Source organism: Curtobacterium sp. MCBD17_032 (assembly GCF_003234855.1).
In the GTDB taxonomy this organism is placed as follows: Bacteria; Actinomycetota; Actinomycetes; order Actinomycetales; family Microbacteriaceae; genus Curtobacterium.
In genome coordinates, this window is record NZ_QKTO01000006.1 from 65982 (window position 1) to 89500 (window position 23519).

Annotated in this window: 23 protein-coding genes; 14 read left to right on the forward strand and 9 right to left on the reverse strand. The window is 72.2% G+C overall.

The features are described from left to right. The first annotated feature begins 79 nt into the window (after positions 1-79). The 5 genes from DEI91_RS10215 (at position 80) to DEI91_RS10235 (ending at position 4222) form a co-directional block, all read left to right on the forward strand. The gene (locus tag DEI91_RS10215; RefSeq protein ID WP_111052195.1) at positions 80-607 is read left to right on the forward strand and encodes a helix-turn-helix domain-containing protein; all 528 of its coding nucleotides are present in this window, start codon (positions 80-82) and stop codon (positions 605-607) included. Continuing rightward, a complete protein-coding gene (locus DEI91_RS10220; RefSeq protein ID WP_111052196.1) occupies positions 604-1851 on the forward strand; it encodes an MFS transporter in 1248 nt (415 codons plus the stop codon). The genes DEI91_RS10215 and DEI91_RS10220 overlap by 4 nt, the downstream gene beginning before the upstream one ends. A gap of 125 nt (positions 1852-1976) precedes the next feature. Next, positions 1977-2744 carry a hypothetical protein gene (locus DEI91_RS10225; RefSeq protein ID WP_181439561.1) on the forward strand — a complete coding sequence of 256 codons (768 nt, stop codon included), beginning with the start codon at positions 1977-1979 and terminating at the stop codon, positions 2742-2744. 77 nt (positions 2745-2821) lie between these two features. Next, positions 2822-3685, forward strand: coding sequence for a DUF2382 domain-containing protein (locus DEI91_RS10230; RefSeq protein ID WP_111052197.1), 864 nt, complete (start codon positions 2822-2824; stop codon positions 3683-3685). Between the two features lie 120 nt (positions 3686-3805). Beyond that, complete coding sequence (locus DEI91_RS10235) at positions 3806-4222, forward strand: DUF1801 domain-containing protein (protein WP_111052198.1); 417 nt, start codon at positions 3806-3808, stop codon at positions 4220-4222. A 61-nt stretch (positions 4223-4283) separates the two neighbouring features. Here the strand turns inward: DEI91_RS10235 and DEI91_RS10240 are convergent, their stop codons facing one another. Both DEI91_RS10240 and DEI91_RS10245 read right to left on the reverse strand, forming a co-directional pair. Further along, positions 4284-5492, reverse strand: coding sequence for an acyltransferase (locus DEI91_RS10240; RefSeq protein ID WP_146244268.1), 1209 nt, complete (start codon positions 5490-5492; stop codon positions 4284-4286). A gap of 43 nt (positions 5493-5535) precedes the next feature. Next, positions 5536-6111, reverse strand: coding sequence for a TetR family transcriptional regulator (locus tag DEI91_RS10245; RefSeq protein ID WP_110910974.1), 576 nt, complete (start codon positions 6109-6111; stop codon positions 5536-5538). Positions 6112-6173: 62 nt separating this feature from the next. Here DEI91_RS10245 and DEI91_RS10250 point away from each other — a divergent pair, with 62 nt between their 5' ends. Then, a complete protein-coding gene (locus DEI91_RS10250) occupies positions 6174-7112 on the forward strand; it encodes an SDR family oxidoreductase (protein ID WP_258374382.1) in 939 nt (312 codons plus the stop codon). Between the two features lie 101 nt (positions 7113-7213). Here DEI91_RS10250 and DEI91_RS10255 read toward each other — a convergent pair whose 3' ends face one another. Next, complete coding sequence (locus tag DEI91_RS10255; RefSeq protein ID WP_258368264.1) at positions 7214-8545, reverse strand: NAD(P)/FAD-dependent oxidoreductase; 1332 nt, start codon at positions 8543-8545, stop codon at positions 7214-7216. A gap of 75 nt (positions 8546-8620) precedes the next feature. Further along, entirely contained in the window at positions 8621-9169 is a 549-nt protein-coding gene (locus DEI91_RS10260) for a dihydrofolate reductase family protein (RefSeq protein WP_111052201.1), read from the reverse strand. Between the two features lie 78 nt (positions 9170-9247). Here DEI91_RS10260 and DEI91_RS10265 point away from each other — a divergent pair, with 78 nt between their 5' ends. Continuing rightward, the gene (locus tag DEI91_RS10265) at positions 9248-10036 is read left to right on the forward strand and encodes an alpha/beta fold hydrolase (RefSeq protein ID WP_111052202.1); all 789 of its coding nucleotides are present in this window, start codon (positions 9248-9250) and stop codon (positions 10034-10036) included. Then, the gene (locus DEI91_RS10270; protein ID WP_258374383.1) at positions 10033-10767 is read left to right on the forward strand and encodes a triacylglycerol lipase; all 735 of its coding nucleotides are present in this window, start codon (positions 10033-10035) and stop codon (positions 10765-10767) included. Before DEI91_RS10265 ends, DEI91_RS10270 begins: the two co-directional genes overlap by 4 nt. Positions 10768-10793: 26 nt before the next feature. Here DEI91_RS10270 and DEI91_RS10275 read toward each other — a convergent pair whose 3' ends face one another. The 3 genes from DEI91_RS10275 to DEI91_RS10285 all read right to left on the reverse strand — a co-directional run bounded on the left by DEI91_RS10275 (position 10794) and on the right by DEI91_RS10285 (position 14766). Further along, positions 10794-11801 carry a LacI family DNA-binding transcriptional regulator gene (locus tag DEI91_RS10275; protein WP_111052203.1) on the reverse strand — a complete coding sequence of 336 codons (1008 nt, stop codon included), beginning with the start codon at positions 11799-11801 and terminating at the stop codon, positions 10794-10796. A gap of 22 nt (positions 11802-11823) precedes the next feature. Continuing rightward, a complete protein-coding gene (locus DEI91_RS10280) occupies positions 11824-13056 on the reverse strand; it encodes an endo-1,4-beta-xylanase (protein ID WP_111052204.1) in 1233 nt (410 codons plus the stop codon). A 675-nt stretch (positions 13057-13731) separates the two neighbouring features. Further along, positions 13732-14766 carry a LacI family DNA-binding transcriptional regulator gene (locus DEI91_RS10285; RefSeq protein WP_258374384.1) on the reverse strand — a complete coding sequence of 345 codons (1035 nt, stop codon included), beginning with the start codon at positions 14764-14766 and terminating at the stop codon, positions 13732-13734. Between the two features lie 200 nt (positions 14767-14966). Here DEI91_RS10285 and DEI91_RS10290 point away from each other — a divergent pair, with 200 nt between their 5' ends. The 5 genes from DEI91_RS10290 to DEI91_RS10310 all read left to right on the forward strand — a co-directional run bounded on the left by DEI91_RS10290 (position 14967) and on the right by DEI91_RS10310 (position 21991). After that, on the forward strand, positions 14967-16262 hold the full coding sequence (locus DEI91_RS10290; protein ID WP_111052206.1) for an ABC transporter substrate-binding protein: 1296 nt from the start codon (positions 14967-14969) through the stop codon (positions 16260-16262). Positions 16263-16264: 2 nt separating this feature from the next. Continuing rightward, a complete protein-coding gene (locus DEI91_RS10295) occupies positions 16265-17296 on the forward strand; it encodes a carbohydrate ABC transporter permease (RefSeq protein ID WP_111052207.1) in 1032 nt (343 codons plus the stop codon). After that, a complete protein-coding gene (locus DEI91_RS10300; protein WP_111052208.1) occupies positions 17296-18177 on the forward strand; it encodes a carbohydrate ABC transporter permease in 882 nt (293 codons plus the stop codon). Before DEI91_RS10295 ends, DEI91_RS10300 begins: the two co-directional genes overlap by 1 nt. Then, positions 18174-20645 (forward strand): glycoside hydrolase family 3 N-terminal domain-containing protein, encoded by a 2472-nt coding sequence (locus DEI91_RS10305; RefSeq protein WP_111052209.1) that lies wholly within the window; start codon positions 18174-18176, stop codon positions 20643-20645. The genes DEI91_RS10300 and DEI91_RS10305 overlap by 4 nt, the downstream gene beginning before the upstream one ends. Positions 20646-20764: 119 nt before the next feature. Next, positions 20765-21991 (forward strand): multidrug effflux MFS transporter, encoded by a 1227-nt coding sequence (locus tag DEI91_RS10310; RefSeq protein WP_181439562.1) that lies wholly within the window; start codon positions 20765-20767, stop codon positions 21989-21991. A 100-nt stretch (positions 21992-22091) separates the two neighbouring features. Here the strand turns inward: DEI91_RS10310 and DEI91_RS10315 are convergent, their stop codons facing one another. Continuing rightward, positions 22092-22430, reverse strand: coding sequence for a hypothetical protein (locus DEI91_RS10315; protein ID WP_146244269.1), 339 nt, complete (start codon positions 22428-22430; stop codon positions 22092-22094). A gap of 97 nt (positions 22431-22527) precedes the next feature. On the opposite strand from DEI91_RS10315, the gene DEI91_RS10320 reads away from it, so the two are divergent. Continuing rightward, positions 22528-23100: a YbaK/EbsC family protein gene (locus tag DEI91_RS10320; RefSeq protein WP_111052212.1), complete on the forward strand. Its 573-nt coding sequence runs from the start codon at positions 22528-22530 to the stop codon at positions 23098-23100. Between the two features lie 10 nt (positions 23101-23110). On the opposite strand, the gene DEI91_RS10325 is transcribed toward DEI91_RS10320, so the two are convergent. Then, positions 23111-23494: a VOC family protein gene (locus DEI91_RS10325; RefSeq protein WP_111052290.1), complete on the reverse strand. Its 384-nt coding sequence runs from the start codon at positions 23492-23494 to the stop codon at positions 23111-23113. Positions 23495-23519: the final 25 nt, after the last annotated feature.

Genomic DNA, 23519 nt, shown 5'->3' on the forward strand with positions numbered 1-23519 from the left:
CCACCGGTTGTCGGGAACGCCACCGCGACCCCCAAAGAGCTCTTTGACGGTCCCGCCTCGCGAGTGTCACCGTGACGCCGTGTCCACCATCGACGAGCTCCGCGCCACCGCCCACCCCGTCCGCCTGCGACTGCTCTCGCTCCTCACCGGCGTGGCGATGAGCGCCGCCGAAGCGGGCCGGGAACTCGGCCTCTCGCAGGCGACGGCGAGCTACCACCTGCGCGTCCTCGAGCGTGCCGGACTCGTCCGGGTCGTCGAGGTCGTCCGCCTCCGGGGCGGTGACGCCAAGCGCTACCGGCACGAGGCGTCGTCGGTGCCGTTCGACGTCCACGACGTCCACCCGCTCGACCCGGGCACGGCGGAGGAGCGCGTCGCCTACCTCGGGTTGATCGCGGTCGAGCTCCGGCGGCGAGCCCTCGACCAGGTCGACGGCCCCGGCATGTCCGCCGACGCCGAACTCTGGGTCGACCCGGAGACGTGGCGCCGCGTGGTGCACCACGTCGGGCAGACCGCCGCCCTCCTGCACGCCGCCGCACGCCCGCCGCGGACACCCGGCACCCAGCCGGTGTCGATGACGGCGGCGCTGTTCCCGGTGCGACGACGGTGAGCACCACGGTCGACCGGCTCGGTCCACTCCGCTCCGCGCCCTTCCGGTGGCTCCTCGCGGCCCGGACGACGAGCATCCTCGGCAACGCCGTCGCACCCATCGCGCTCGCGTTCGCCGTGCTCGACCTGACCGGGTCGGCGGCCGACCTCGGGCTGGTCGTGGCCGCACGGTCGGTGGCGAACGTCGCGGTCCTGCTGTTCGGCGGCGTGGTCGCGGACCGCCTGCCCCGCGACGTCGTCCTCGTCGGGACGTCCGGCGCTGCCGCCGTCACGCAGGGCGTGGTGGCTGCGCTCGTCCTCACGGGGTCGGCGAGCATCCCGACCCTCGTCGTCCTCAGCGTCCTGAACGGAGCCGTCGCGGCGGTCAGCCTCCCCGCCGCGGCGGCACTCGTGCCGGACACTGTGCCCGCACCGATGCTCCGCCCCGCCAACGCAATGCTCCGGCTCGGCCTCAACGGCGGGAGCATCCTCGGCGCCTCGGCGGGTGCCAGCCTGGTCGCCCTCGTCGGGCCGGGATGGGGACTCGCGGTCGACGCGGCCGGCTTCGCCGTCGCCGGCCTGCTGTTCGCCCGGATGCGACTGCCCCGGACCGGCGCGGCAGCGGCCGACGCGGACAGCGGGACGTCGCGGTCCATCATGTCCGACCTGCAGGAGGGGTGGCGCGAGTTCGCCAGCCGCCGGTGGGTGTGGATCGTCGTGGTGCAGTTCGCGGTGCTCAACGCCGCGTTCGTCGGCGCGACGGCCGTGCTCGGTCCCGTGGTGGCGGACGCGTCGTTCGGCCGAGCTGCGTGGGGCGTCGTCGTCGCCGCGCTCTCCGTGGGGCTCGCGGTCGGCGCGGGCATCGCGCTCCGCTGGCGACCGCGGCACGCACTCGGCATCGGGGTCGCACTGATGGTCGCCGCCGCCGTGCCGGTGCTCGCCCTCGCGCTGACCCCGTCGGTCGTCGCGCTGGTCGTCGCCTTCGCCGCCGCCGGCGTCGCGATCGAGGTGTTCTCCATCGCCTGGGACCAGTCCTTGCAGACGAACGTGCCGCGCGACGTCCTCGCCCGCGTGTACTCGTACGACGCGGTCGGTTCGGTCGTCGCGGTGCCCGTCGGCGAAGCGCTCGTCGGACCGCTCGCGCACACCGTGGGAACGGTGCCGACCCTGCTCGGATGCGCCGCGCTCATCGTCCTCGCCACCGTGGCAGCGGCCGCCACGCGGAGCGTCCGGCACGTGACGGTCGAGGAGTCCGCGGGCTCCTGACCGACCGGTTCCCGACTGTCCGCGAACCGCACCAGGTGCCGGATCTGCCAGCCCTCACGGGCGCACCCGAGTTCCGTTCCGTGCGGATCGACCACCAGCACGAGCACCACCGCCAGGAGGCACCCATGAGCACACCCGACGACGACACCCGGCCCGTCCGCGGCACCGGCGCGCACGACGGCACGGGTCGTGACGACACGCGCCACGACGGCAACGCCGCCCACGCGGTCGGTGCCCCCGACGACACACGGCACGACGGAGCGGGCGGCACCCGGGCCGACGGTCCCGTCGCAGGCACCGTCGGTCGCGCCGAGCGCGGCGCCACCCAGCGCGAGACCGTCCTCGAACGCGAGAAGGAGGAGTTCGCCGGCTTCAAGTGGGGCTCGGCGTTCTTCGGCTGGCTCACCGCCACCGGCACCGCGGTCATCCTGACGGCACTCCTCACCGCCGTCGGCGCAGGCGTCGGCCTCGGCCAGAACGGCGGCGACGTCGACGACGCAGCCCAGGACGTGACGCAGAACGGCGACGTCGTCGGCATCGTCGGCGCCATCGCACTCGCCGTGATCCTGTTCGTCGCCTACTACGCCGGCGGCTACGTCGCCGGCCGCATGGCCCGGTTCTCCGGTGCCAAGCAGGGCATCGCCGTCTGGATCTGGGCGGTCGTCATCGCGATCGTCGTGGCGATCGTCACCGCCGTCGCCGGGAGCCAGTTCAACGTCCTCGGGAACCTCAACAGCTTCCCGCGGATCCCCGTCGACGAGGGCACGCTCACCGTGACCGGCATCGTCACCGTGATCGTCGTCGCCGTCATCAGCCTGGTCGGCGCCGTCCTCGGCGGCCTGACGGGCATGCGGTACCACCGCAAGGTCGACCGCGTCGGTCTCGGCCGCTGAGCCGAGGCACCGCCCCGGGCGCTCTGCCCCCACGAACCCACCTGACACACCACCACCGCACGACGAAGGGAACGACCATGATCGACACGAACAACATCAACAGCGTCTTCGACGCCAAGGTCATCGACCCGGACGGCCAGAAGGTCGGCACCGTCAAGCAGGTCTACGTCGACAACACCGACGGCCACCCGCTGTTCGCCAGCGTCTCCACCGGCCTCTTCGGCACCTCGGAGTCGTTCGTCCCCCTCGAGGGCGCCGACCTGACCGGTGACGAACTCCGCGTCGCGTACGACAAGGACCGCATCAAGGACGCACCGCGCATCGACGCCGACGGCGACCTCAGCGACGACGAGCAGGACCGCATCTTCGACCACTACGGCCTCGGCAGCAGCAGCAGCACCACCACCGGCACCGACACCTCGGCCGGCTTCGGCACCGAGTCGACGACCGGCACGACCGGCACCGACCCGGACCTCACCACAGGCACGGCCTCCGGCTCCGGCACGACCGGTGACGTCACCGGCGTCGACCGCAGCGCCGGCCACGACACGTCCGGGGCGAACACGGACGACGCGATGACGCGGTCCGAGGAGCGCCTGGACGTCGGCACCCAGAAGGTCCAGACCGGCCGTGCCCGCCTCCGCAAGCACGTCGTCACGGAACAGCAGTCCGTCACCGTGCCGGTGCAGCACGAAGAGGTCCGCCTCGAGACCGAGCCGATCACCGACGGCAACGTCGGCGCGGCGACCGACGGCCCGGCCCTGTCCGACGAGGAGCACGAGGTGACCCTCAGCGAGGAGCGCGTCGTGGTCGACAAGGAGACCGTCCCGGTCGAGCGCGTCCGCCTCGGCACCGAGACCGTCACCGAGCAGCAGCAGGTCTCCGAGGACGTCGCGCACGAGGAGATCGAGCTCGACGAGGACGGCACCACCCGCCGCTGAGTCGCGTTCTGCACGACCGGGAGGCTCGGTGCCAGCTGGCACCGGGCCTCCCGTCCGTCGTTGCACCGGCACGCACGACCAGGCGGGCGTCGGAGGGGTGCCGACCACTAGCGTGTGCGCATGGCAGCAACCGACGAGACACCGGCAGTGGAGCCGACGCCGGCACAGCACCTCGATGCGATGATCGCGGCGCACGCGGACTGGCGCGGAGCGGTCCTGGCCGACGCCCGTGCGGCGGTCCTGGCCGTGGACCCGGCGATCGAGGAGACCTGGAAGTGGCGGGGCGCTCCGGTGTGGGAACTCGACGGCATCCTCGTCGTCGGCAACGTCTTCAGGACGGCCGTGAAGCTCGGCTTCATGTACGGCGCGGCCCTCGAGGACCCGGACGGCCTGTTCAACGACGAACTCGGTGGCAACCAGCGTCGCGCGATCAAGTACTCCGAGGGGGACGACGTCGACGTCCCGGCACTGCAGGCGCTCGTGCGACGGGCGATCGACCACAACCACGCGCGACGCCAGGCCAGCCGACGCCGCTGACCGACCGACGCCGCTGACCGACCGTCGCCGCTGACCGACCGGCCCCGCTGTCGGGTCCGCGTCAGCTCGCGGCGCTGCGGGCGGCGTGGTCCTCGGCGACCAGGCGACGGGCCTCCCGGGCACGCGCGCGGAGCTTCTCGACCGGGACCTCGACCGCGTACGCCGCCCCGATGGACACGATGACGGCGGCGGTGAAGAGCCAGACGTTCCCGAACCAGCCGATCGCGAACGTGCCGAGCAGGGCGATCACGAGCGGGTGCCAGAGGTAGGCGGAGTACGACACCCGGCGTCCGAACCAGGCGACCGGGGACCAGGACAGGGCCACGGACACCGGCGTCCGCACCGAGACCAGCCCGCCGATGAGGACCGCCGCCGCCAGTCCGGTGGCAGGCATGAGCAGGCCGAAGGTCCAGGCGTGGTCGGTCCAGTCGTCACCGATCCAGAACTGCACGCCGACCACCGCCGCGGCGCCCGCCCAGGTGCCCACGTGTCCGGCGAGGCCGGAGGCGAACGACCGGCACCGCTCGTCGTCGAGCAGCAGCGCGAGCACGCACCCGGTCGCGAGCGGCACGACGCCGAGTACGGGGGAGAAGTACACGTCCGGGGTGGAGCTGCCTGAGGGGGTCCGGTAGCTGAGCCACGACGCTGCCGACGCCGCCACGACGACGGTGGACAGGCCGAGGACGAGTGTCCGCCGACGACGTCCGAGCGACAGCAGGAGCAGCAGCACCGGTGGCCAGACCAGGTAGAACTGCTCCTCCATCGACAGGCTCCACGTGTGCGCGAAGACCCCCTGCGTGGTGTCCCAGAACGAGCGGTAGAGGTTCCCGGTGTAGGTCAGGGCGATGAAGGCCGCTGACCCTGCCGAGAGCGACGCGCCCTTGTAGTCGCCGACCCAGTTCCAGAGCAGCAGCCCGGCCACGACGAGGGCGACGAGCGCCGGGTAGAGCCGGAGCAGGCGTTTCCACCAGAACGACCCGAGGCGGATGGTGCCGGTCCGCTGCCGCTCGCGGAGGAGCAGCGTGGTGATGAGGTGTCCGGAGAGCACGAAGAAGACGGTCACGCCGATCCACCCGCCCTCGAACTGCGGGACGTGCAGGTGGTACAGGACCACCATGACGATCGCGACGGTCCGGAGGCCGTCCAGCGCGAGGGCGCGACCCGGCGGCGGGGCCGGAGCTGGCGGCGGGGCAGCCACGGGCGCGGCTGCGGCGGGTACGGACGGCGCGACGACGGGCACGGTGTCCGTCGGGGGCGCTATCCGGGTCATCGTCCCAGTGTGCTCCCGCTGTCCATGAACCGGCTCCGGCCCGTCAGGCGTGCTGTCGAACCATCGACGCGGCCAGCGCGTCGAGCCGCTCGGTCGCGAGTTCCGGCAGGGTGCGGGTCTCGCCCGGGGCGATCCACTGCGCGAAGGCCAGGTGGAACACCGTCACGCCGGATTGCGCCAGCAGGGTCGCGGCCGGCTCGGGGACGCCCCGCCCGCGGAGGACCTCGGCGAGCCTGCGTCCGAGACCGGAGAGCTTCGCGAGTTCACGCTCGCCGAGAGCGGGTTCGGCGTCGATCACGGTCTGCCGGCGGCGGGACCACTCGCGGCGGTCCTCGGGGAAGAACGAGCCGGCACCGTCGAGCGCCCGTGCGATGAGCTCGATCGGCGGGATGTCGGCCGGGGCGTCCTCGACGGGTCCGACGAACAGCCCGATGAAGGCGTCCTGGCTCGCGAACAGGACTTCGCGCTTGTCGGCGAAGTGCCGGAAGAAGGTCCGCTCCGTGACGTCAGCGGCACGGGCGATGTCGGCGACCGTCGTGGCCTCGAAGCCCCGGTCGAGGAACAGTTCCAGAGCCGTCGACTGGAGGCGCTCCCGCGTGCCCGGTTGCCATCTCGCCATCCTCCGAGTGTACCGACGGACCAGTCATGATGACAGAGCCTGACATCGGGTGTACCGTCTCGATGTCAGTAACTGACATCAACGAGAAGGGCACCATCATGCACGTGTTCGTCACCGGAGCCTCCGGCTGGATCGGCTCCGCCACCGTCGACGAGCTCCTCACCGCCGGCCACCGCGTCACCGGGCTCGCCAGGTCCGACACCTCAGCCGCGGCCGTCCAGGCGAAGGGCGCCGAGGTCCTCCGCGGCGACCTCGACGACCTCGAGGCACTCCGCCGTGGGGCCGATGCCGCCGACGGCGTCGTCCACCTCGCCAACAAGCACGACTTCGCGCACCCCGAAGTCAGCGACGCTGCCGAGCGCGCCGCCGTCGAGACCCTCGGCGAAGCGCTCGTGGGCAGCGGGCGACCGTTGGTGGTCGCGTCCGGCGTGGCCCGACTGGCCGGCGACCGGGCCGCGACCGAGGCGGACCCGAACCCGGCCGTCGGTCCGCACTCCATGCGCGGCGGTGGTGAGAACCGTGCGCTCGACTTCGTCGACCAGGGCGTCCGGACCGTGATCGCGCGCTTCGCCCCGACCGTCCACGGCTCCGGCGACTCCGGCTTCGTCTCGCTCATCACCGAGGCCGCCCGTCGGCACGGGGCCGCCGCGATCATCGGCGAGGGGTCGAACGGCTGGGCTGCGGTCCACCGCACGGACGCCGCGCGCCTGGTCCGGCTCGGCCTCGAGGGCGCACCGGCGGGCACTCGGATGCACGTCACCGCGGAGGACGCCGTGCCGACCCGGGACATCGCGCGAGCGATCGGTGACGCCCTGGGCGTGCCGGTGACGACGATCGAGCCGGCCGACGCGGTCGACCACTTCGGCTTCGTCGGATCGTTCTACGCCATGGAGATGGCCGCGACGTCGACGGCCACTCGGGATCTCCTCGGTTGGCAGCCGACCGGGCCGACCCTGCTCGAGGACATCGCGGCCGGCGCCTACACGGCCGCACGGAGCTGAGCGCGCGGTTCCCTGACCGCACGGACCGGGCCGACGGCGGACGGGAGGTCCGTCACCCGCTGGTGACGGACCTCCCGTACGGTCCGTGGTCGCGCGGGGCGCTACTCCGCCTTCTGCAGCTGCCAGTGCTCCGGCTCGCGGTCGCCGTTCGGGCGCACCGGGCGGACGTCGCCGACGATCGGGATCGAGCGCTTCCGCATGAACCAGACGTAGCGGACGAAGAAGTGGGTCAGCGTCGACATGCGGTTGCCGTTGCCGAGCAGGCTCGTGATGTGCACGAACACCCACGCGGCCCAAGCCACCGGCCCGACCATCGTGATGCCGCCGCGGAGCTGGGCGACGGCGGCGTTCGTGCCGATCGTCGCCATCGTGCCCTTGTCGAAGTACTTGAAACGCTCGGTCGGCTTGCCGGCGACGAGTCGCTTGATCTGCTCGGCGACGTGCTTGCCGCCCTGCAGCGCCGGCTGGGCGAGCTGGGCGAGGGCATCGTCCTGCGCGGCGATGTCCCCCGCCGAGAAGATCCGCTCGACCCCCTTCACGCTGAGGTCGTCGTTCACCTGGATGCGACCGCCGTGGGTCTGCGGCAGGCCCCAGTTGCCGACCTCCTTGTGCGCCGCGACACCAGTCGCCCAGATGACCTGCGACGCCGGGATGACCTCGCCGCCGGCCAGGCGGACGCCGTCGGGCAGGACCTCCTCGACACCGGCGTTGAGCCGCAGCACCACACCGCGCTTGCGGAGGATCTTGGCCGCGTACCGGCGGAGGCGCGGGGCGAACGGCTTGAGGAGCTCGCCGCTGCGGTGCACGAGCGTGATCGAGATGTTGCCGCGCTCGATCTCCGGGTAGGCGCCGACGAGCGCCTGGTCGCGGAGCTCCGCGAGCGCGCCCGCCATCTCCACGCCGGTGGCACCGCCGCCGACGATGACGACGCGGATCTCGTCCGGCCCCTGCTTCGCCGCGGCCTGCTCCAGGCGGGTGAAGAGCTCGTCGCGGATGCGCAGGGCCTGGGAGCGGGAGTACATCGAGTACGCGTACTCGTACGCGCCGGGCGTCCCGAAGTAGCTCGTGTTCACGCCGTTGGCCAGGATCAGGTAGTCGTAGTGCAGGTGCTCGCCGTCGGACATCTCGGCGATGCGCTCGTCGTGTCGGATGCCGGTGAGCAGCCCGTGCCGGAAGTCCGCGTTCGCCTGGCGTGCGCGGAGGCTGCGGAGGAAGTACGTCACGTCACCGGCGTTCAGCCCGCCGGTCGCCACCTGGTACATGAGGGGCTGGAACATGTTGTAGACGTGCCGGTCGACGAGGGTCACCCGGACCGGTGCGTCCTTGAGCTCGCGCATCGCGGCGATCCCGGCGAATCCGCCGCCGACGACGACGACGTGCGGGCGGGTGTCCTGCGGCATGGTGAGCTCCGGGGGTCGTGCGGTCTGGGCCACCCAGAAGGGTACGCCGATCACGCAGACCCGCTGTCCACGCTCCGGACGAGAGCCGGGAGGCGCGGATCACCGCCGTCAGGCGTCGAACCGCCCGTAGGTGCTCAGCACGTTCCCCTTGCTCGTCACGGCGTTCGTGACCAGGCGGAGCCGCGTCGGCGGGTCCGTCGGCTCGAACAGCTTCCGACCGTGTCCGGCGATCGCCGGGTGCACCATCAGCTGCAGCTCGTCGAGCACCCCGGCGAAGAGCAGACTCCGGACGAGGGTGACGCTGCCGCACACGGCGATGTCGGCTCCGTCCCGTCGCTGCAGCTCGCGGACGAACGCCGGCACGTCGCCGGGGATCCGGGTGCTGTTCTCCCACGCCAGGTCGTCGCCGAGGGTGGTCGACGCGACGTGCTTCTCGATCGGGTTGATCCACTGGCCGAAGGGGTCGTCGGCGTGCGCTGGCCACCACTCGGACCACTCCAGGTAGCTGTTCCGACCGAGCAGCACCGTGTCGGTGGCCGCCATCCACGCGGTCATCGCGGCACCGAGCTCGTCGTCGAAGCTGTCGTACTGGAACTCGTACGGGTCCTGCACGACGCCGTCGACCGAGGTGAACAGTCCCGCAGTGACCTTCCGCATGTGGGCGAGGGTAGCGCCTGGAGCCCGGCGGGGGAATGGTTCCCAGGCGCTGCGGTCCGGTCGGCATAGGGTCGGGGGATGCGTGCACTGGTGGAGACCGTCCAGGTCGACGGACACCCCGTCCGGCTGCGGACCATGGCGCCGGCCGGTCGGGTGCGGGACTCGTTCGCCCCCACGGTCGTGCTCGTGCACGGCATCGGGATGTCGCACCGGTCCTTCCACCGGGTGCAGACGGCGCTGTCCCGGACGCACCGGACCGTGTCGGTCGACCTGCCCGGGTTCGGCGGGTTGCCGTCCGGCCGCCGTCGGTTCGAGGAGCTCGAGTACGCCGACCTCGTCGTGCGCGCGGTCACCGCCCGTGGAGCGGAGGACGTCGTCGTCCTGGGACAGTCGATGGGCACGCAGATCGCCGTCGAGGCCGCCCTCCGTCACCCCGACGTCGTCAGTTCCGTCGTCCTCGTCGGTCCGGTCGTCGACGACCGCCGCCGCTCCCTCGTCCGGCTCGCCGCCGGACTCGGCGTGGATGTCCTGCTCGAGGGTGCCCGGATGAACGCGATCGTCCTCTCGGACTACCTCCGGAGCATGCCCCAGTACCTCCGCGAACTCCGGCCGATGCGCAACTTCCGGATGACCGACGGCGTCCGGGCCCTGACCGTCCCGGTGCTCGTCATCCGCGGTGCGCAGGACCCGGTCGCGAAGCACGACTGGGCCGTGCGGCTCGCGGCGACCGCCGCGCGCGGTGCACTCGTCGAACTGCCCGGACCGCACCACGTGCAGGAACACCAGCCGGTCGCCGTCGCCCGACTGGTGGACGAGTTCCGTCGGGTCCAGACGCTCGAGTCGGCGCGCGACGGAGTCGCGCTGTGACCGGCCCGGCCCCGCACCCGGGTGCGCCGATCGACGTGACGGCGGGCGGGCCTCCCGTCCGGGTCGGCCTCCTCCGACGCGTCCGGTGGGCACTGCTCGACTGGCTCTACGCCGGGGTGTGGCAGGTCCGGAGCCTCGGGCCGACCACCGCGGACGACTACCGGACCGGTGACCGGCAGGCCGTCGTCGTCATCCCGGGCGTGTACGAGACCTGGCACTTCATGCGCCCCCTGATGGACGTCCTGCACGACCGCGGTCATCCCGTGCACGTGCTCACCGACCTGCGCCACAACGTCCGACCCGTCCCGGTGTCGGCGGAGGCGGTCATGGCGTACCTCGACGAGCACGACCTGCAGCACGTCCTCGTCGTCGCGCACAGCAAGGGCGGACTGATCGGCAAGTACGCCATGACCCGACTCGATCCGCACGGGCGGATCGACCGCATGGTCGCGGTGTCGACGCCGTTCGCCGGCTCGAAGTACGCGGTGCTCGCGCCCGTGCGGCACCTCCGGGTCTTCCGGGCGGCGGACCCGGTGCTCGCCGGGCTGGCGCGGGAGCTGGACGCGAACAGCCGCATCACCTCGGTGTACGGGGTGTACGACACGCTCATCCCCGGGGGGTGCGAGTTGGCGGGCGCGCAGAACGTGCGGCTCGACCTCGGCGGGCACTTCCGGATCCTCGCCGACCGCCGGACGGCCGTCGCGGTGCTGCAGGCGGCGGACGGCGACTGAGCAGGGCGACCTGCTGACGCCGCAGTTCAGCGGCTGGCGACGCTCGCGCGCTCGACGATCCGGTGCGGCACGACGACCGTCCGGACCGGTGCCTCACGGTCGGCGATCCGTCGTTCCAGCAGGTCGAGAGCCGCTCCCGCGAACGCCCGGCGGTCGAACGAGACCGTCGTCAGCGCGGGGATCGCGAACGCCGCCTGGTCGACGTCGTCGAACCCGACGACGCTCACCTGCTCCGGCACCCGGACACCCCGTGCCGCCAGGACGTGCAGCACGCCGAACGCGATCGAGTCCGTGAACGCGAACACGGCGTCGGGCAGGGCGTTCCGGTCGAGCCACCCGGCGAAGGCGGTGGCGGCCGCCGGGGTCGTCCACTCGGGCAGCGGCACGCGGAGCGCAGGGTCGACGTGCAGGCCCGCGCTGCCGACGGCGTCGTCGTGACCGAGCTGCCGCAGCCGTGCCGTCGCGGTGACCCCGTCCCGCCGCGCGGCGCCGACGACGGCGATGCGCCGGTGCCCACGGTCCAGGAGCATCGCGGTGACCTCCCGCGCGGCCGCCCGGCTGTCGACGTGCACCTGGTCGACGTGCTCGGGCTCGACCTCACCGATGACGACCGTCGGCGGCAACCCCTCGGTGCTCGCGAGGGTGCTCGCGCTGAGCGACACCGGGTTGAGGACGAGACCGTCCACCAGGTGCGCCCGCGCGCGGGACACCAGTTCCCGTTCGCGCTCCGGGTCGTCGGCGGTCTGCTCGAGCTGCACGACGAGCCCCCGGTCGTGCGCGAGTTCGACGAACCACCGCGCGAGGTCCGCCGAGTACGCGCTCGCGAGTTCCGGCAGCGTCAGGGCGATCGCGCCGGTCCGGCCGTTGCGCAGGCCACGGGCGGAGAGGTTCGGCACGTAGGCCAGCTCCGCGACGGCGGCCTCCACCCGGGCCCGCGTCTCGGGGCGCACCACGACACCGCCGTTGACGACGTTCGACACCGTCTTCGGCGACACCCCGGCGAGGGCGGCCACGTCCCGCACGGTCGCTCGCATGACAGCACCGTAGCGCGCCGCGTCAGCCGGCGACGCCGATCCGCACCGCGGTCGGGCCGTCGGGGCCCAGGGTGACGGTCGCCTCCTCGGCGCCGACCCGGACGGCGTACTCGCCGCGGAACCCCCGGAACGACGCCCGCCCCGCGTCGTCGGTCCGGAGGGTGGTCGGTCCTGTCCACCACTCGTCCTTCACCAGGCGACGGAGGGCATCGTAGGACGGCTTCGGCGAGCCGTCAGCCCGGACGAGGCCGATCGGTGCGCCCAGCCAGGCGCCCTCGTCGGTGATGCCCCAGTACGTGATCGCCTCGACCGCCGGGTGTCCGACCAGGCTGCGGTAGTGCCGTTCGAGCTCGTCGGCCTGCCGTGCCTCGCCCTCGGGCGTCGACGGCCACGAGTCGACCACGTGGTCGTTGAGGTCGACGATGTGCGCGGGCATGAGCTCGCCGGACACGAGTGACGTCTCGGTCAGGTGCAGCGGGAGGCCGTACCGGGCGAACCGGTCGACCATCGCGAGCATGGAGTCCTCACCCCAGTAGCCCTGGTGCATGTGGGTCTGCAGCCCGATCGCGTCGATGCGGATGCCGGCTCGGAGGACGCCCTCGATCAGGCACTCGTACGCGTCCGACAGGTCGAAGTCGTTCAGCAGCAGCGTCACGGCCGGGTTCGTCGCCCGGGCTTCCTCGACGGCCATCCGGATCATCGCGAGGCGGCCACGAGCGAGCGCGAGCGGGGTGATCGCGTTGTCGCCGTTCGCGAAGTGCGGCATGATCACGACCTCGTTGATCGCGTCCCACGTGTCGACGAGACCGGTGAAGTCACCGACCTCGCGGCGGATCCGCTCACGCTGCAGTCGCTCGACCTCGTCGTCCCCGAGACCGAGCAGCCAGTCCGGTTGCACGGTGTGCCAGACGAGGGGATGCCCCTTCGTCGCGACGCCCCGGTCCCGGAACCACGCGGCGGTGCGCTGGAGTCGCTCGGTGTCCGGCCGTCCGCGCTCCGGCTCGAACCGGCCCCAGTAGAACGGGAGCGTCGCGGTGTTGAAGACGTCGAGCCACAGGTCCGCGAGCTCGGGCGTCCCCACGTCCGGCTCGCCGTCCGCCAGCCCGACGAAGTCGAAGCCGATGTTGCCGAAGCCGAACGCGTGCCGCTGCTGCTCGACCACGACCTCGGCGCCGGGGACCGGTGCGCCGTCCGCGTCGGTGACGCTGACGACCGCTTCGCCGGTCCGGTGTGCTGTGTCCTGGTGCGTCGCCATCGACGGCCTCCCGTATTTGTTGTGAGCGGGAACTTATCAGGTCGCGCCGCCGGTGGCGAGGGGGTGCCGGCTCGCGTTCGACCGACGCCCCCGTCTGCCGGCGGCGCCGCCGTGTGGCTGCGACGCCGCCGGATGTGGCGGCGTCTCGGGAGTGGGGCGGCGTGGTGCGGAGACGCCGGCGTCTTGGGTGGCGTACTGGAGGCGCGGGGCGGGCCGGCGCCGCGCCTCCCGTCCGGCGGGCTGTGCGGGGGTGCGGGACGCCCCCGTCTGCCGGTGGCGCCGCCGTGTGGCTGCGGCGCCGCCGGATGTGGCGGCGTCTCGGGTGGCGGGCCGGCGCCGCGCCTCCCGTCCGGCGGGCTGTGCGGGGGTGCGGGACGCCCCCGTCTGCCGGTGGCGCCGCCGTGCGGCTGCGACGCCGCCGGATGTGGCGGCGTCTCGGGAGTGGGGCGGCGTGGTGCGGAGACGCCGGTGTCTCGGGTGGCGGACTGGAGGCGCGCCTCCCGTCCGGCAGGCTGTGCGGGGGTGCGGGACGCCCCCGTCTGCCGGTGGCGCCGCCGTGTGGCTGCGACGCCGCCGGATGTGGCGGCGTCTCGCGAGCGGGGCGGCGTGCTGCGCAGACGCCGGTGTCTCGTCCGCCGGACTGGAGGCTCCGGGCGGCGCCTCGCGCCGCCCGCGTCAGGAACCGGCAGGCGGTGGCGCGGTGCTCGCGCGCACCACGAGCGACGCCGGCAGCTGCACGTGCGCGGGGACGTCCCGCCCGCCGAGGAGCTCGAGGAGCATGCGGAGGGCCTCGGCGCCGAGGTCGTGCAGCGGCTGCGCCACGGTCGTCAGCGGGGGAGTGGCGTTCGCCGCCTGTGGCACGTCGTCGAAGCCGACCACGGACAGGTCTTGCGGAACGCGGAGTCCGAGTTCGCCGGCGACCTGCAGCACCCCGATCGCCGAGCTGTCGTTCGCGGCGAACACGGCGGTCGGGCGGTCCGGGCGGGCGAGCAACTCGCGGGCGACCTCGGCGCTCACGCTCGTCTGGTAGTCGCCGACGCACACCAGGTCGGGGTCGAACGGGATGCCCGCTGCCTCGAGCGACTGCCGGTACCCGATCTCGCGGAGTTCGGCCGACGCCAGGTCCGCGCGGCCCCGGATGTGGGCGATGCGTCGGTGGCCGAGGCCGATGAGGTGTTCGGTGGCTGCTCGCGCCCCGCCGACGTTGTCGGAGTCGATGGCGGCGTGGCCCTCGGGACCGGTGTGCGGGTCGATCGAGACGACCGGGATCGGCGTGCTCGCCATGAGCGTGGTCGGCGTGACGACGATCGCGCCGTCGATCAGGGTGCCGGCGAGTCGGGAGAGCGACCGGCGCTCCCACCCGGGCCGGGCCTCCCCGCTGACGAGTCCGGCGTAGGCGAGCAGTTCGTAGCCGGTGCCGTCGGCCGCCGACGAGATGCCCTTGAGGAGCTCGGTGGAGAACGGCTCGAACTCGGTGACGAGGATGCCGATGACGTCGGTACGGCTGCGCCGGAGACTCCGTGCGACGAGGGAGCTCTCGTAACCGAGCGACTCGATCACGGCGAGCACGCGCTGCGACGTGGCGGCGGCGACTCCGTCGCGTCCGTTGATCACCTTCGAGACGGTCGGCACCGAGACGCCGGCAGCGCGCGCGACATCGCTGATGGTGGTCCGCCCCGGCGGGGGAGCAGGACGGGCGATGGCATCCACGACGACACCGTACTCGTCCTGCGGCCCCGGACAGCACGCCACGGCCGAGACCACGACGTGGAGCGCGACATCATCGTTCTGGGCCGCGCACCGGACAGAAATCGTTATCGAAATCGATTGACAGCCGGTCGGAGCGCCGTGCATGCTCTGTCTGCGGCCTCGCGGTCGCATGTCAACGACGACTACCGAGGGATTCCACAATGACGAGGAAGAACAGGTTCGCGGCGGCCATCGCCATCGCAGCCGGCACCGCACTGCTCGCCACCGGGTGCTCGAGCGGCGGCGCCGCCGACGAGGGCGACGGCAAGGTCACGATGACCTTCTGGCACAACTCGACCACCGGCCCCGGCAAGGCGTACTGGGAGGACACCGTCAAGGCGTTCGAGGCGAAGAACCCGAACGTGACGGTCAACATCCAGGCGATCCAGAACGAGGACCTGGACGGCAAGCTCCAGACCGCGCTCAACTCCGGCGACGGCCCCGACGTGTTCCTGCAGCGCGGCGGCGGCAAGCTCAACGCGATGATCAACGCCGGGCAGCTGCTCGACATCAAGGACTCGATCAGCGCCGACGCGAAGAAGTCGATCAGCGCCGGGACGTTCTCGGGCTACGACGCGAAGGACGGCACGTACGCGATGCCCGTCGCCGTGCTCCCCGAGGGCATCTGGTACAGCCAGGACCTCTTCGACGAGGCAGGCATCGAGGGCACCCCCACCACGATGGACGAGCTGAACGAGGACATCGCCAAGCTCAAGGAATCGGGCGTCGACCCGGTCGCCGTCGGTGCGAAGGACGCCTGGCCGGCCGCGCACTGGTACTACAACTTCGCCCTCCGTGCCTGCAGCGAGAAGACCCTGACCGGTGCTGCTGAGTCGCTCGAGTTCGACGACAAGTGCTGGACCGAAGCCGGCAAGCAGCTCGAGGACTTCAACGACACGAAGCCGTTCAACAAGGGCTTCCTGACGACCGCCGCCCAGCAGGGTGCCGGCAGCTCCGCCGGTCTCCTCGCCAACCACAAGGCGGCCATGGAGCTCATGGGCGCGTGGGACCCGGGCGTGATCTCCTCGCTCACCCCGGACGCCAAGCCGCTGCCCGACCTCGGCTGGTTCCCGTTCCCCGCGGTCGACGGTGGCAAGGGAGACCCGAAGTCGATGATGGGTGGCGTCGACGGCTACTCCTGCACCGCGCAGGCCCCGAAGAAGGCGTGCACCGACTTCCTCAACTTCATCGTGCAGAAGGACAACCAGGAGGGCTACTACAAGGCCTTCCAGGCGATCCCCGTCAACCAGGACGCACAGTCCGTCGTGTCGGAGCCGTACCTGAAGTCGGCCCTGGCCGCCTACAAGGAAGCCCCGTTCGTCTCGCAGTACCTCGACACCCTGTACGGCCAGAACGTCGGCAACGCGCTGAACACCAGCGTCGTGGACGTCCTCGCCGGCAAGGGGACCGCGAAGGACATCGTCACCACCACCAACCAGGCTGCGGCCAAGGGCTGACCATGACCCTCGACACCTCGCTCGGCACGACCCCGGCCACCGGGTCGGACGGCGCCGCGGGGTCCACGCCGGCGGGGAGCGGTGCGTCCAGCGCACCGCGCCCCGCCGGGCGTCGGCCCGCCAAGCGGCTCGCGGACTGGCGGCAGCGCGCGGAGATCGCCGTCCTCGCCGGTCCCGCCGTGATCGTCTTCGTGACGTTCGTCATCCTGCCCGTCGCCATGGCGGCGTACTACGGGTTCTTCAAGTGGCAGGGCTACGGCCCGCCCACCGACTTCGTCGGCCTGCAGAACTACCTCATCATCTTCCAGGACCAGGCCTTCCACTCGGTCCTCATGCACAACGGCTTCATAGTCGTGCTCTCCCTGGTGCTGCAGGGGCCGATCGCCATCGTGCTCGCCCTGCTGCTCAACCAGAAGATGCACGGCCGCGGACTCGTCCGTGTGCTCGTCTTCGTGCCGTACGTCATCTCCGAGGTCATCGTCGGCACCGGGTGGAGCCTGCTCCTGCAGTCCAACGGCGCCGTCAACGACATGCTGCAGACGATCGGACTCGGCGGCCTGCGGGCGGACTGGCTGTCCAACCCGGACATCGCCATCTGGACGCTGCTCGTGATCATCTCGTGGAAGTACATCGGCTTCGCGGTGATCCTGTTCCTCGCCGGTCTGCAGAGCATCCCCGAGGAGCTGTTCGAGGCGGCCGCGATCGACGGTGCCGGCTACTGGCAGATCCAGCGCCGCATCACGTTGCCGCTGCTCGGCCCGACGATCCGCATCTGGGCGTTCCTGTCCATCATCGGCTCGCTCCAGCTGTTCGACCTCGTCTACATCATCTGGGGGCAGTACATCGCCTCGACCGCCGGCACCTCGACGATGGCCACGTACATGGTCGGCAACGGGCGGAACTCCGGGAACTACGGCTTCGGCAGTGCCGTCGCCGTCGTGATGTTCGTCATCTCCCTGGCCGTCGCGCTGATCTACCAGCACTTCGTGCTCCGCCGGGACACCGCGGGCGCGATCACCGAGAGGAAGAAGTGATGGCCACCACGAGCATCGTCGCCCCCGGGCGCCGGGCGACCCGGGACCGACGGTCGAGTGCTGCCATCGGTCGCGCCAACCCGCTCACCTACGTCGTGGCGATCCTGTTCGTCGCCGCCAACCTCGCCCCGGTGCTGTACATCGTGCTGGGCGGGTTCCGGACGAACTCGCAGATCACCACGAGCCCGGCGGGTCTGCCGGCGCCGTTCGAACTCGGCAACTACGGCTCGGTGCTGAGCAGCTCGATCTTCTGGCGTGAGCTCGGCAACTCGACGATCAGCGCCGTCGCCACCACCGCCGGTGTCGTCGTGCTCGGCCTCATGGTGAGCTACGTACTCGCCCGCTACCGGTTCGCCGGCCGCGGCGCGCTCTACGCACTGTTCGCCGCCGGCCTGATGTTCCCGATCACCGTCGCGATCACGCCGCTGTACCTGCTCATCAAGGACCTCGGTCTCACGAACAGCCTGGCCGGCGTGATCCTGCCGCAGATCGCCTTCGCCCTGCCGACGACGGTCATCATCCTGGTGCCGTTCCTCCGGGCCATCCCCGACGAGCTCGAGGAGGCCGCGTCGATCGACGGGGCGAGCCGCCTCGGGTTCTTCTTCCGGATGATCGTGCCGCTGTCCCTGCCGGGCGTCGTCACGGTCGGCATCCTGGCCTTCATCGCCAGCTGGAACAGCTACATCCTGCCGCTGTTCATCCTCAACAACGAGGGCAGCTACACCCTGCCGCTCGGCGTACAGGCGTTCTCGTCGCAGTACTCCGTCGACACCGCCAAGGTGCTCGCGTTCACGTCGATGTCGATGATCCCCGCCCTCGTGTTCTTCACGATCTTCCAGCGCCGCATCGTCGGCGGGCTCACCGGGGCGGTCAAGGGATGACGATCACGAACCAGCCCCGTCACGCAGCCGGGGACCGCGCCGTCGGCGCTGCCCGGACCGACCTGGCGGACGCGACCCCGGGCCTCCCGGCCGTCCCCGAGGTGAGCGACCGCGTCCGCGACCTGCTCGCCCGGATGACGCTGGAGGAGAAGGCGGCGCAGATCGTCGGCTACTGGCTCGACCAGAACGGCGTCGTCGCACCGATGCAGGGCGAGATGGCGGCCGCGCAGGACGCCCAGGCGACCCTGCCGGAGGTCACCCGCGACGGCATCGGGCACTACACCCGCGTCTACGGCACCCGTCCGGTCGACGCCGAGGAGCGAGCGGCCTGGCTCTGGCAGGAGCAGCGACGCCTGAAGCGGGAGACCCGACTCGGCATCCCCGCGCTCGTGCACGAGGAGTGCCTGACCGGGCTCGCCGCGTGGAAGGCCGCGACCTTCCCGACCCCGCTCGCATGGGGAGCGTCGTTCGACCCGCAGCTCGTCGAGCAGGTCGGCCGCGCGATCGGCGACTCGATGCGGGAGCTCGGCATCCACCAGGGCCTCGCCCCGGTGCTCGACGTCATCCGCGACCCCCGCTGGGGCCGCGTCGACGAGTGCATCGCCGAGGACCCGTACCTCGTCGGCACCGTCGGCACCGCCTACGTGCGCGGGCTGCAGGACGCCGGTGTGCACGCCACGCTGAAGCACTTCCTCGGCTACTCGTCCTCCCGCGGGGGACGGAACCACGGACCGGTGTCCGCCGGGCCGCGCGAGATCCGCGACGTGTTCCTGCCGCCGTTCGAGATGGCGCTGCTCGACGGCGACGCCCGCTCGGTCATGAACTCGTACACCGAGACGGACGGGGTCCCGATGGCGGCGAGCCCCGAGTACCTGACCGGGGTGCTCCGCGAGCAGCTCGGCTTCGACGGCACGGTCGTCGCGGACTACTTCGCGGTCGCGTTCCTCGAGGTCATGCACGCCGTCGCCGCCGACCGTGGGGAGGCGGCCGCGCTCGCCCTCGAGGCCGGCATCGACGTCGAACTGCCCACCGGGGACGCGTACCTCGCACCGCTGGTCGAGCGGGTGCGCTCGGGCGCGTTCGACGAGGCGTTCGTCGACCGTGCCGTCCTCCGTGCCCTCGCCCAGAAGGAGGCGCTCGGCCTGCTCGACCCGGACGTGTACGAGGACGAGCCGCCCACCGGGGTCGACCTCGACTCGCCGCGGCACCAGGCCCTCGCCCGGCGTCTCGCCGAGGAGTCCGTCGTGCTGCTCGGCAACGACGGCGTGCTGCCGGTCCGGCAGACACCCGGCTCCGTGGCGGTCATCGGCCCGAACGCCGACCGCGCCGAGGCCCTGCAGGGCTGCTACTCGTTCGCGAACCACGTCCTGGCCGCCCACCCCGGGCTGCCGCTCGGGTTCTCCATCCCGACCGTGGCGGAGGCGCTCCGGGACGCGTTCACCGGTGCGGACATCCGGTACGCCGAGGGCTGCACGGTCGAGGGGACCGACTCCTCGGACTTCGCGGCCGCGGTCGAGGCCGCCACGGGTGCCGACCTCGCGGTCGTGGTCGTCGGCGACCAGGCCGGCCTGTTCGGCCGTGGCACGGTCGGGGAGGGCAACGACTCCGAGTCGCTCGACCTGCCCGGCGTGCAGCGCGAACTCGTGGAGGCCGTGGTCGCCACCGGCACACCGGTCGTCCTGGTGCTCCTGACCGGTCGGCCCTACGCGATCAGCTGGGCGCTCGACGGGGACCAGCCCCGACCGGGCGCGGTGCTGCAGGCGTTCTTCCCGGGCGAGGGCGGCGGGCTCGCGATCGCCGACGTCGTCACCGGGCAGGTGAACCCCTCCGGTCGCCTGCCGGTCTCGTTGCCGAGGTCCGCGGGAGCGCAGCCGTACTCGTACCTGCATCCCGTGCTCGGCGGTCCGTCGGACGTCACCGCGACCGACTCCACGCCGGTCCGACCGTTCGGCTTCGGCCTGTCCTACGCGTCCTTCGCGTACTCCGACCTGGTCGTCGACGACTCGGTGCAGGCCGGAGGGTCCTTCACGGCGAGCGTGACCGTCACGAACACCAGCGCGGTCGCCGGCGGTCACGTCGTGCAGCTGTTCGGGCGCGACGTGCATGGCTCGGTCACCCGGCCCGTCGTGCAGCTGCTCGGCTACGCCCGCGTCGAGCTCGACGCGGGGGAGACCGTCCGGCTCGCCTTCTCCGTGCCCACCACCCGACTCGCGTTCAGCGACCGGCGCATGGTCCGGATCGTCGAGCCGGGCGACGTGGAGGTCTGGGTCGGGTCGCACGCCTCGGCGTCCGCCTCGGCTGCGGACGCCGACGCCGCCACCGGTGGGGTCATCGTCAACGAGCGGGCGACCGCGGTGCGGGTCCTGCCCGGGACCGCGACGCCGCGGGCGGTCGTCGCGGTCGCGGGGCCCGTGCACGAGGTGACCACCCGTGACGCGCGACTCGTCACGTGGGAGGTCGTCGGCTGACGGGGGACCGACGCGCGCGATCCGTCGGACGGGAGGCCCGTGACCAGCCGGTCACGGGCCTCCCGTCCGTCATGTGCGCGGCTGCGGTCGCGGGGTGAGCGCGGGCTATGGTGGCGACGATGAGCAGCGCTGCCGATCGGGCCCGCACGTCCTGGACCGGGCGCCCGGGACCGTTGCTGACCCTCAGCCTCATCGTCGGGGTGTCGCCCTTCGCGACCGACATGTACATCCCGGGTCTGCCGGCGATCGCCCGTGACCTCGACGTCTCCGCCGCAGCCGTGCAGCTCAGTCTGACCGCGTTCCTCGTCGCCTTCGCGATCGGGCAGATCGTCGTCGGGCCGATCAGCGACGGCGCCGGGCGACGCCGGATCCTCCTCGCCGGGACGGCCCTCTTCGCCGTCGCCGGGCTCGTCTGTGCGATGGCCCCGGACATCGTCACCCTGGTCGCCGCCCGGGTCGTGCAGGGCCTCGGCGGGGCAGCCGGTGCGGTGGCCGGGCGGGCGATGGTCGGTGACGCGGCCACCGGGACGCAGCGCGGCCGGCTGTACTCGACGCTCGCGGTCGTGAACTCGGTCGGGCCGGTGGTCGCGCCGCTCGCGGGTGGCGTCGTGCTGTCGTTCGCCACCTGGCGCGGAGCGTTCGTCGTGCTCGCGGTCCTCGGCGCCGTCCTCACGGTCGCCGCCGGTCGACTGCTGCCGGAGACCCTCGTCGAGCCGACGCCCGGTGGTCGCTCGCCCCGGGCCGTGCTCGGTCGGATGGGGGAACTGCTGCGCATCCCACGGTTCCGCTGGTACCTCGTCACCGGGTGCGCGGCCACCATCGGGTTCTTCTCGTACATCGCCACGTCGTCGTTCGTGTTCCAGCAGCAGTACGGGTTCGGCGAGGGGCTCTACACCCTCGTCTTCGCCTCGAACGCGTCGTGCATGATCCTGTCGACCCTGGTGTTCCGGCAGCTCGTCGGCCGCGTCCCCGAGGACCGCCTCTACTCGATCGGACTCGTCGTCGGCACCGCGGGGTCGGTGCTCGTCCTGCTCGGTGCGGTCAGCGGGGCGGGCGCAGCCGTGGTGTGGCCGGCGCTCGCCCTCGTCACCGCTGCGTGGGGCTGGGTGATCCCCGGGTCCATCACGGTGACGCAGGCGCTCGGGCACCGGCATCCCGGGACGGCCTCCGCGCTCGCCGGTGGCATGACCTTCGGGCTCGGTGGACTGGCGACGCCGCTCGCCGGGGCGCTCGGCGGGACCGCGACGGCGATGGGCGGGATGATGGCGGGGTTCATCGCGCTCGGGTTGGTCGTGCAGCTGTGGGCGTCCGCGCGGGACCGACGGCGGTCGGTCGACGAGCGCTGAGTGTCCGTGGTCTGACGGCGTGCAGGGCGATCCGGACCACGCTGAGCGTCCGTGGTCGGACGGCGTGCACGGCGACCCGGACCACGCTGCGCGTCCGTGGTCAGACGGCGTGCAGTGCGATCCGGACCGCGGCGACGAACGGGATGACCCCGAGCGCCGCGGACACACCGGCGAACCAGAGCGCGGCAGTCCGCCCTGGCAGCGTGCGGAGCCGGACCGCGAGGACCACCGCGACCAGGGCGAGCGGGAAGGTCACGAGCGTCGCCCACAGCGGCCAGACCCAGAGGGCCCATGCCCGCTCGCTCTCGTACGGCGCATCGATCGAGGCCACGGACCCGGCGATGACGAGGGCCGCCTCGATGGTCGGCGGCGCGGCGATGAGCAGGTCGCGCAGCACGCGCCACCGGGTCCGACGTGTCTCCCGTGATGTTCCCCCCATGCCGCGAGGGTAGCGGGCGCCACCGGACGGGCAGATGGGCGGACGGCGGGGCGTCCGGCTGACACGTCGTCGTGACGGGTCTCCCTAGGGTGGGGGGATGCCCACGCTGAACCGCATGCCCGTCCTGCTCGCCACCGGCTCGATCGCCATCCCCGTCGCGGAGGCCCTGGTCGCTCTGCCGTTCGAGGTGCTGCAGCGCATCGAGGCCGCACCGATCGACCCAGAGCTGGCGGACACCGCCGCGTTCTCCGAGGCGTACGGCTTCCCGGTCGCGGGCGGCGCGAACTGCATCGTCGTCGCGGGCAAGCGGGGCGACACCGTGACGTACGCGGCCTGCGTCGTGCTCGCCTCCACCAAGCTCGACGTGAACCGCACCGTCAAGGGGCTGCTCGGTGCCCGGAAGGTCAGCTTCGCGCCGATGGAGGACGCCGTGGAGCGCACCAGCATGGAGTACGGCGGGATCACCCCGATCGGCCTGCCCGCCGACTGGCCCGTCTACGTCGACGCGCGGGTGCTCGCGGCGCCCGAGGTCGTCATCGGTGCGGGCGTCCGCGGGGCGAAGCTGTTCCTGCCGGGTGCGGTGCTCGCCGAGCTGCCCCGGGTCGAGGTCGTCGAGGGGCTCGCGGTCGAGCCGTCCGCCGACGTCACCGGCGAGGTGCCGTCGGCCTGAGCGTCGTCGGTCAGTCCTGCGGTCGGACCAGGCAGAACGGATGCCCTGCCGGGTCGAGGTAGACGCGGAACGTGTCCGTCCCCTCGCCGGTGGCCCGCGCTCCGATCGCCAGCACGGCCCGCTCGCCCGTGTCGAGGTCGTCGACCTTCACGTCGAGGTGGAGCTGCTGTGGGACGTCCTGCCCCGGCCACTCCGGCGCCCGGTAGCCGTCGACCCGCTGGAAGGCGATCATGGGGCGACCCCCGGCGGACGGCAGGGTGACCTCGACCCACTCGTCGTCCGGCCCGACCGTGTCGGCCCCCTCGACCGATCCGCCGAGGAGTTCCGCGTAGAAGCGGGCGAGGGCAGCGGGGTCCGGGCAGTCCAGGACGACGACGTCGAGTGAGCCGATCATGGCGGTCACCGTAGTCCTCGCGGGC

Coding starts and splice junctions, on each gene's coding strand:
- DEI91_RS10280 (WP_111052204.1), bottom strand. CDS start 13,056: ATGGCGACGCACCAGGACACAGCACACCGGACCGGCGAAGCGGTCGTC.
- DEI91_RS10315 (WP_146244269.1), bottom strand. CDS start 22,430: ATGGGGGGAACATCACGGGAGACACGTCGGACCCGGTGGCGCGTGCTG.
- DEI91_RS10265 (WP_111052202.1), top strand. CDS start 9,248: ATGCGTGCACTGGTGGAGACCGTCCAGGTCGACGGACACCCCGTCCGG.
- DEI91_RS10325 (WP_111052290.1), bottom strand. CDS start 23,494: ATGATCGGCTCACTCGACGTCGTCGTCCTGGACTGCCCGGACCCCGCT.
- DEI91_RS10260 (WP_111052201.1), bottom strand. CDS start 9,169: ATGCGGAAGGTCACTGCGGGACTGTTCACCTCGGTCGACGGCGTCGTG.
- DEI91_RS10235 (WP_111052198.1), top strand. CDS start 3,806: ATGGCAGCAACCGACGAGACACCGGCAGTGGAGCCGACGCCGGCACAG.
- DEI91_RS10250 (WP_258374382.1), top strand. CDS start 6,174: ATGTCAGTAACTGACATCAACGAGAAGGGCACCATCATGCACGTGTTC.
- DEI91_RS10245 (WP_110910974.1), bottom strand. CDS start 6,111: ATGGCGAGATGGCAACCGGGCACGCGGGAGCGCCTCCAGTCGACGGCT.
- DEI91_RS10295 (WP_111052207.1), top strand. CDS start 16,265: ATGACCCTCGACACCTCGCTCGGCACGACCCCGGCCACCGGGTCGGAC.
- DEI91_RS10305 (WP_111052209.1), top strand. CDS start 18,174: ATGACGATCACGAACCAGCCCCGTCACGCAGCCGGGGACCGCGCCGTC.
- DEI91_RS10310 (WP_181439562.1), top strand. CDS start 20,765: ATGAGCAGCGCTGCCGATCGGGCCCGCACGTCCTGGACCGGGCGCCCG.
- DEI91_RS10225 (WP_181439561.1), top strand. CDS start 1,977: ATGAGCACACCCGACGACGACACCCGGCCCGTCCGCGGCACCGGCGCG.
- DEI91_RS10320 (WP_111052212.1), top strand. CDS start 22,528: ATGCCCACGCTGAACCGCATGCCCGTCCTGCTCGCCACCGGCTCGATC.
- DEI91_RS10230 (WP_111052197.1), top strand. CDS start 2,822: ATGATCGACACGAACAACATCAACAGCGTCTTCGACGCCAAGGTCATC.
- DEI91_RS10275 (WP_111052203.1), bottom strand. CDS start 11,801: ATGCGAGCGACCGTGCGGGACGTGGCCGCCCTCGCCGGGGTGTCGCCG.
- DEI91_RS10290 (WP_111052206.1), top strand. CDS start 14,967: ATGACGAGGAAGAACAGGTTCGCGGCGGCCATCGCCATCGCAGCCGGC.
- DEI91_RS10300 (WP_111052208.1), top strand. CDS start 17,296: ATGGCCACCACGAGCATCGTCGCCCCCGGGCGCCGGGCGACCCGGGAC.
- DEI91_RS10240 (WP_146244268.1), bottom strand. CDS start 5,492: ATGACCCGGATAGCGCCCCCGACGGACACCGTGCCCGTCGTCGCGCCG.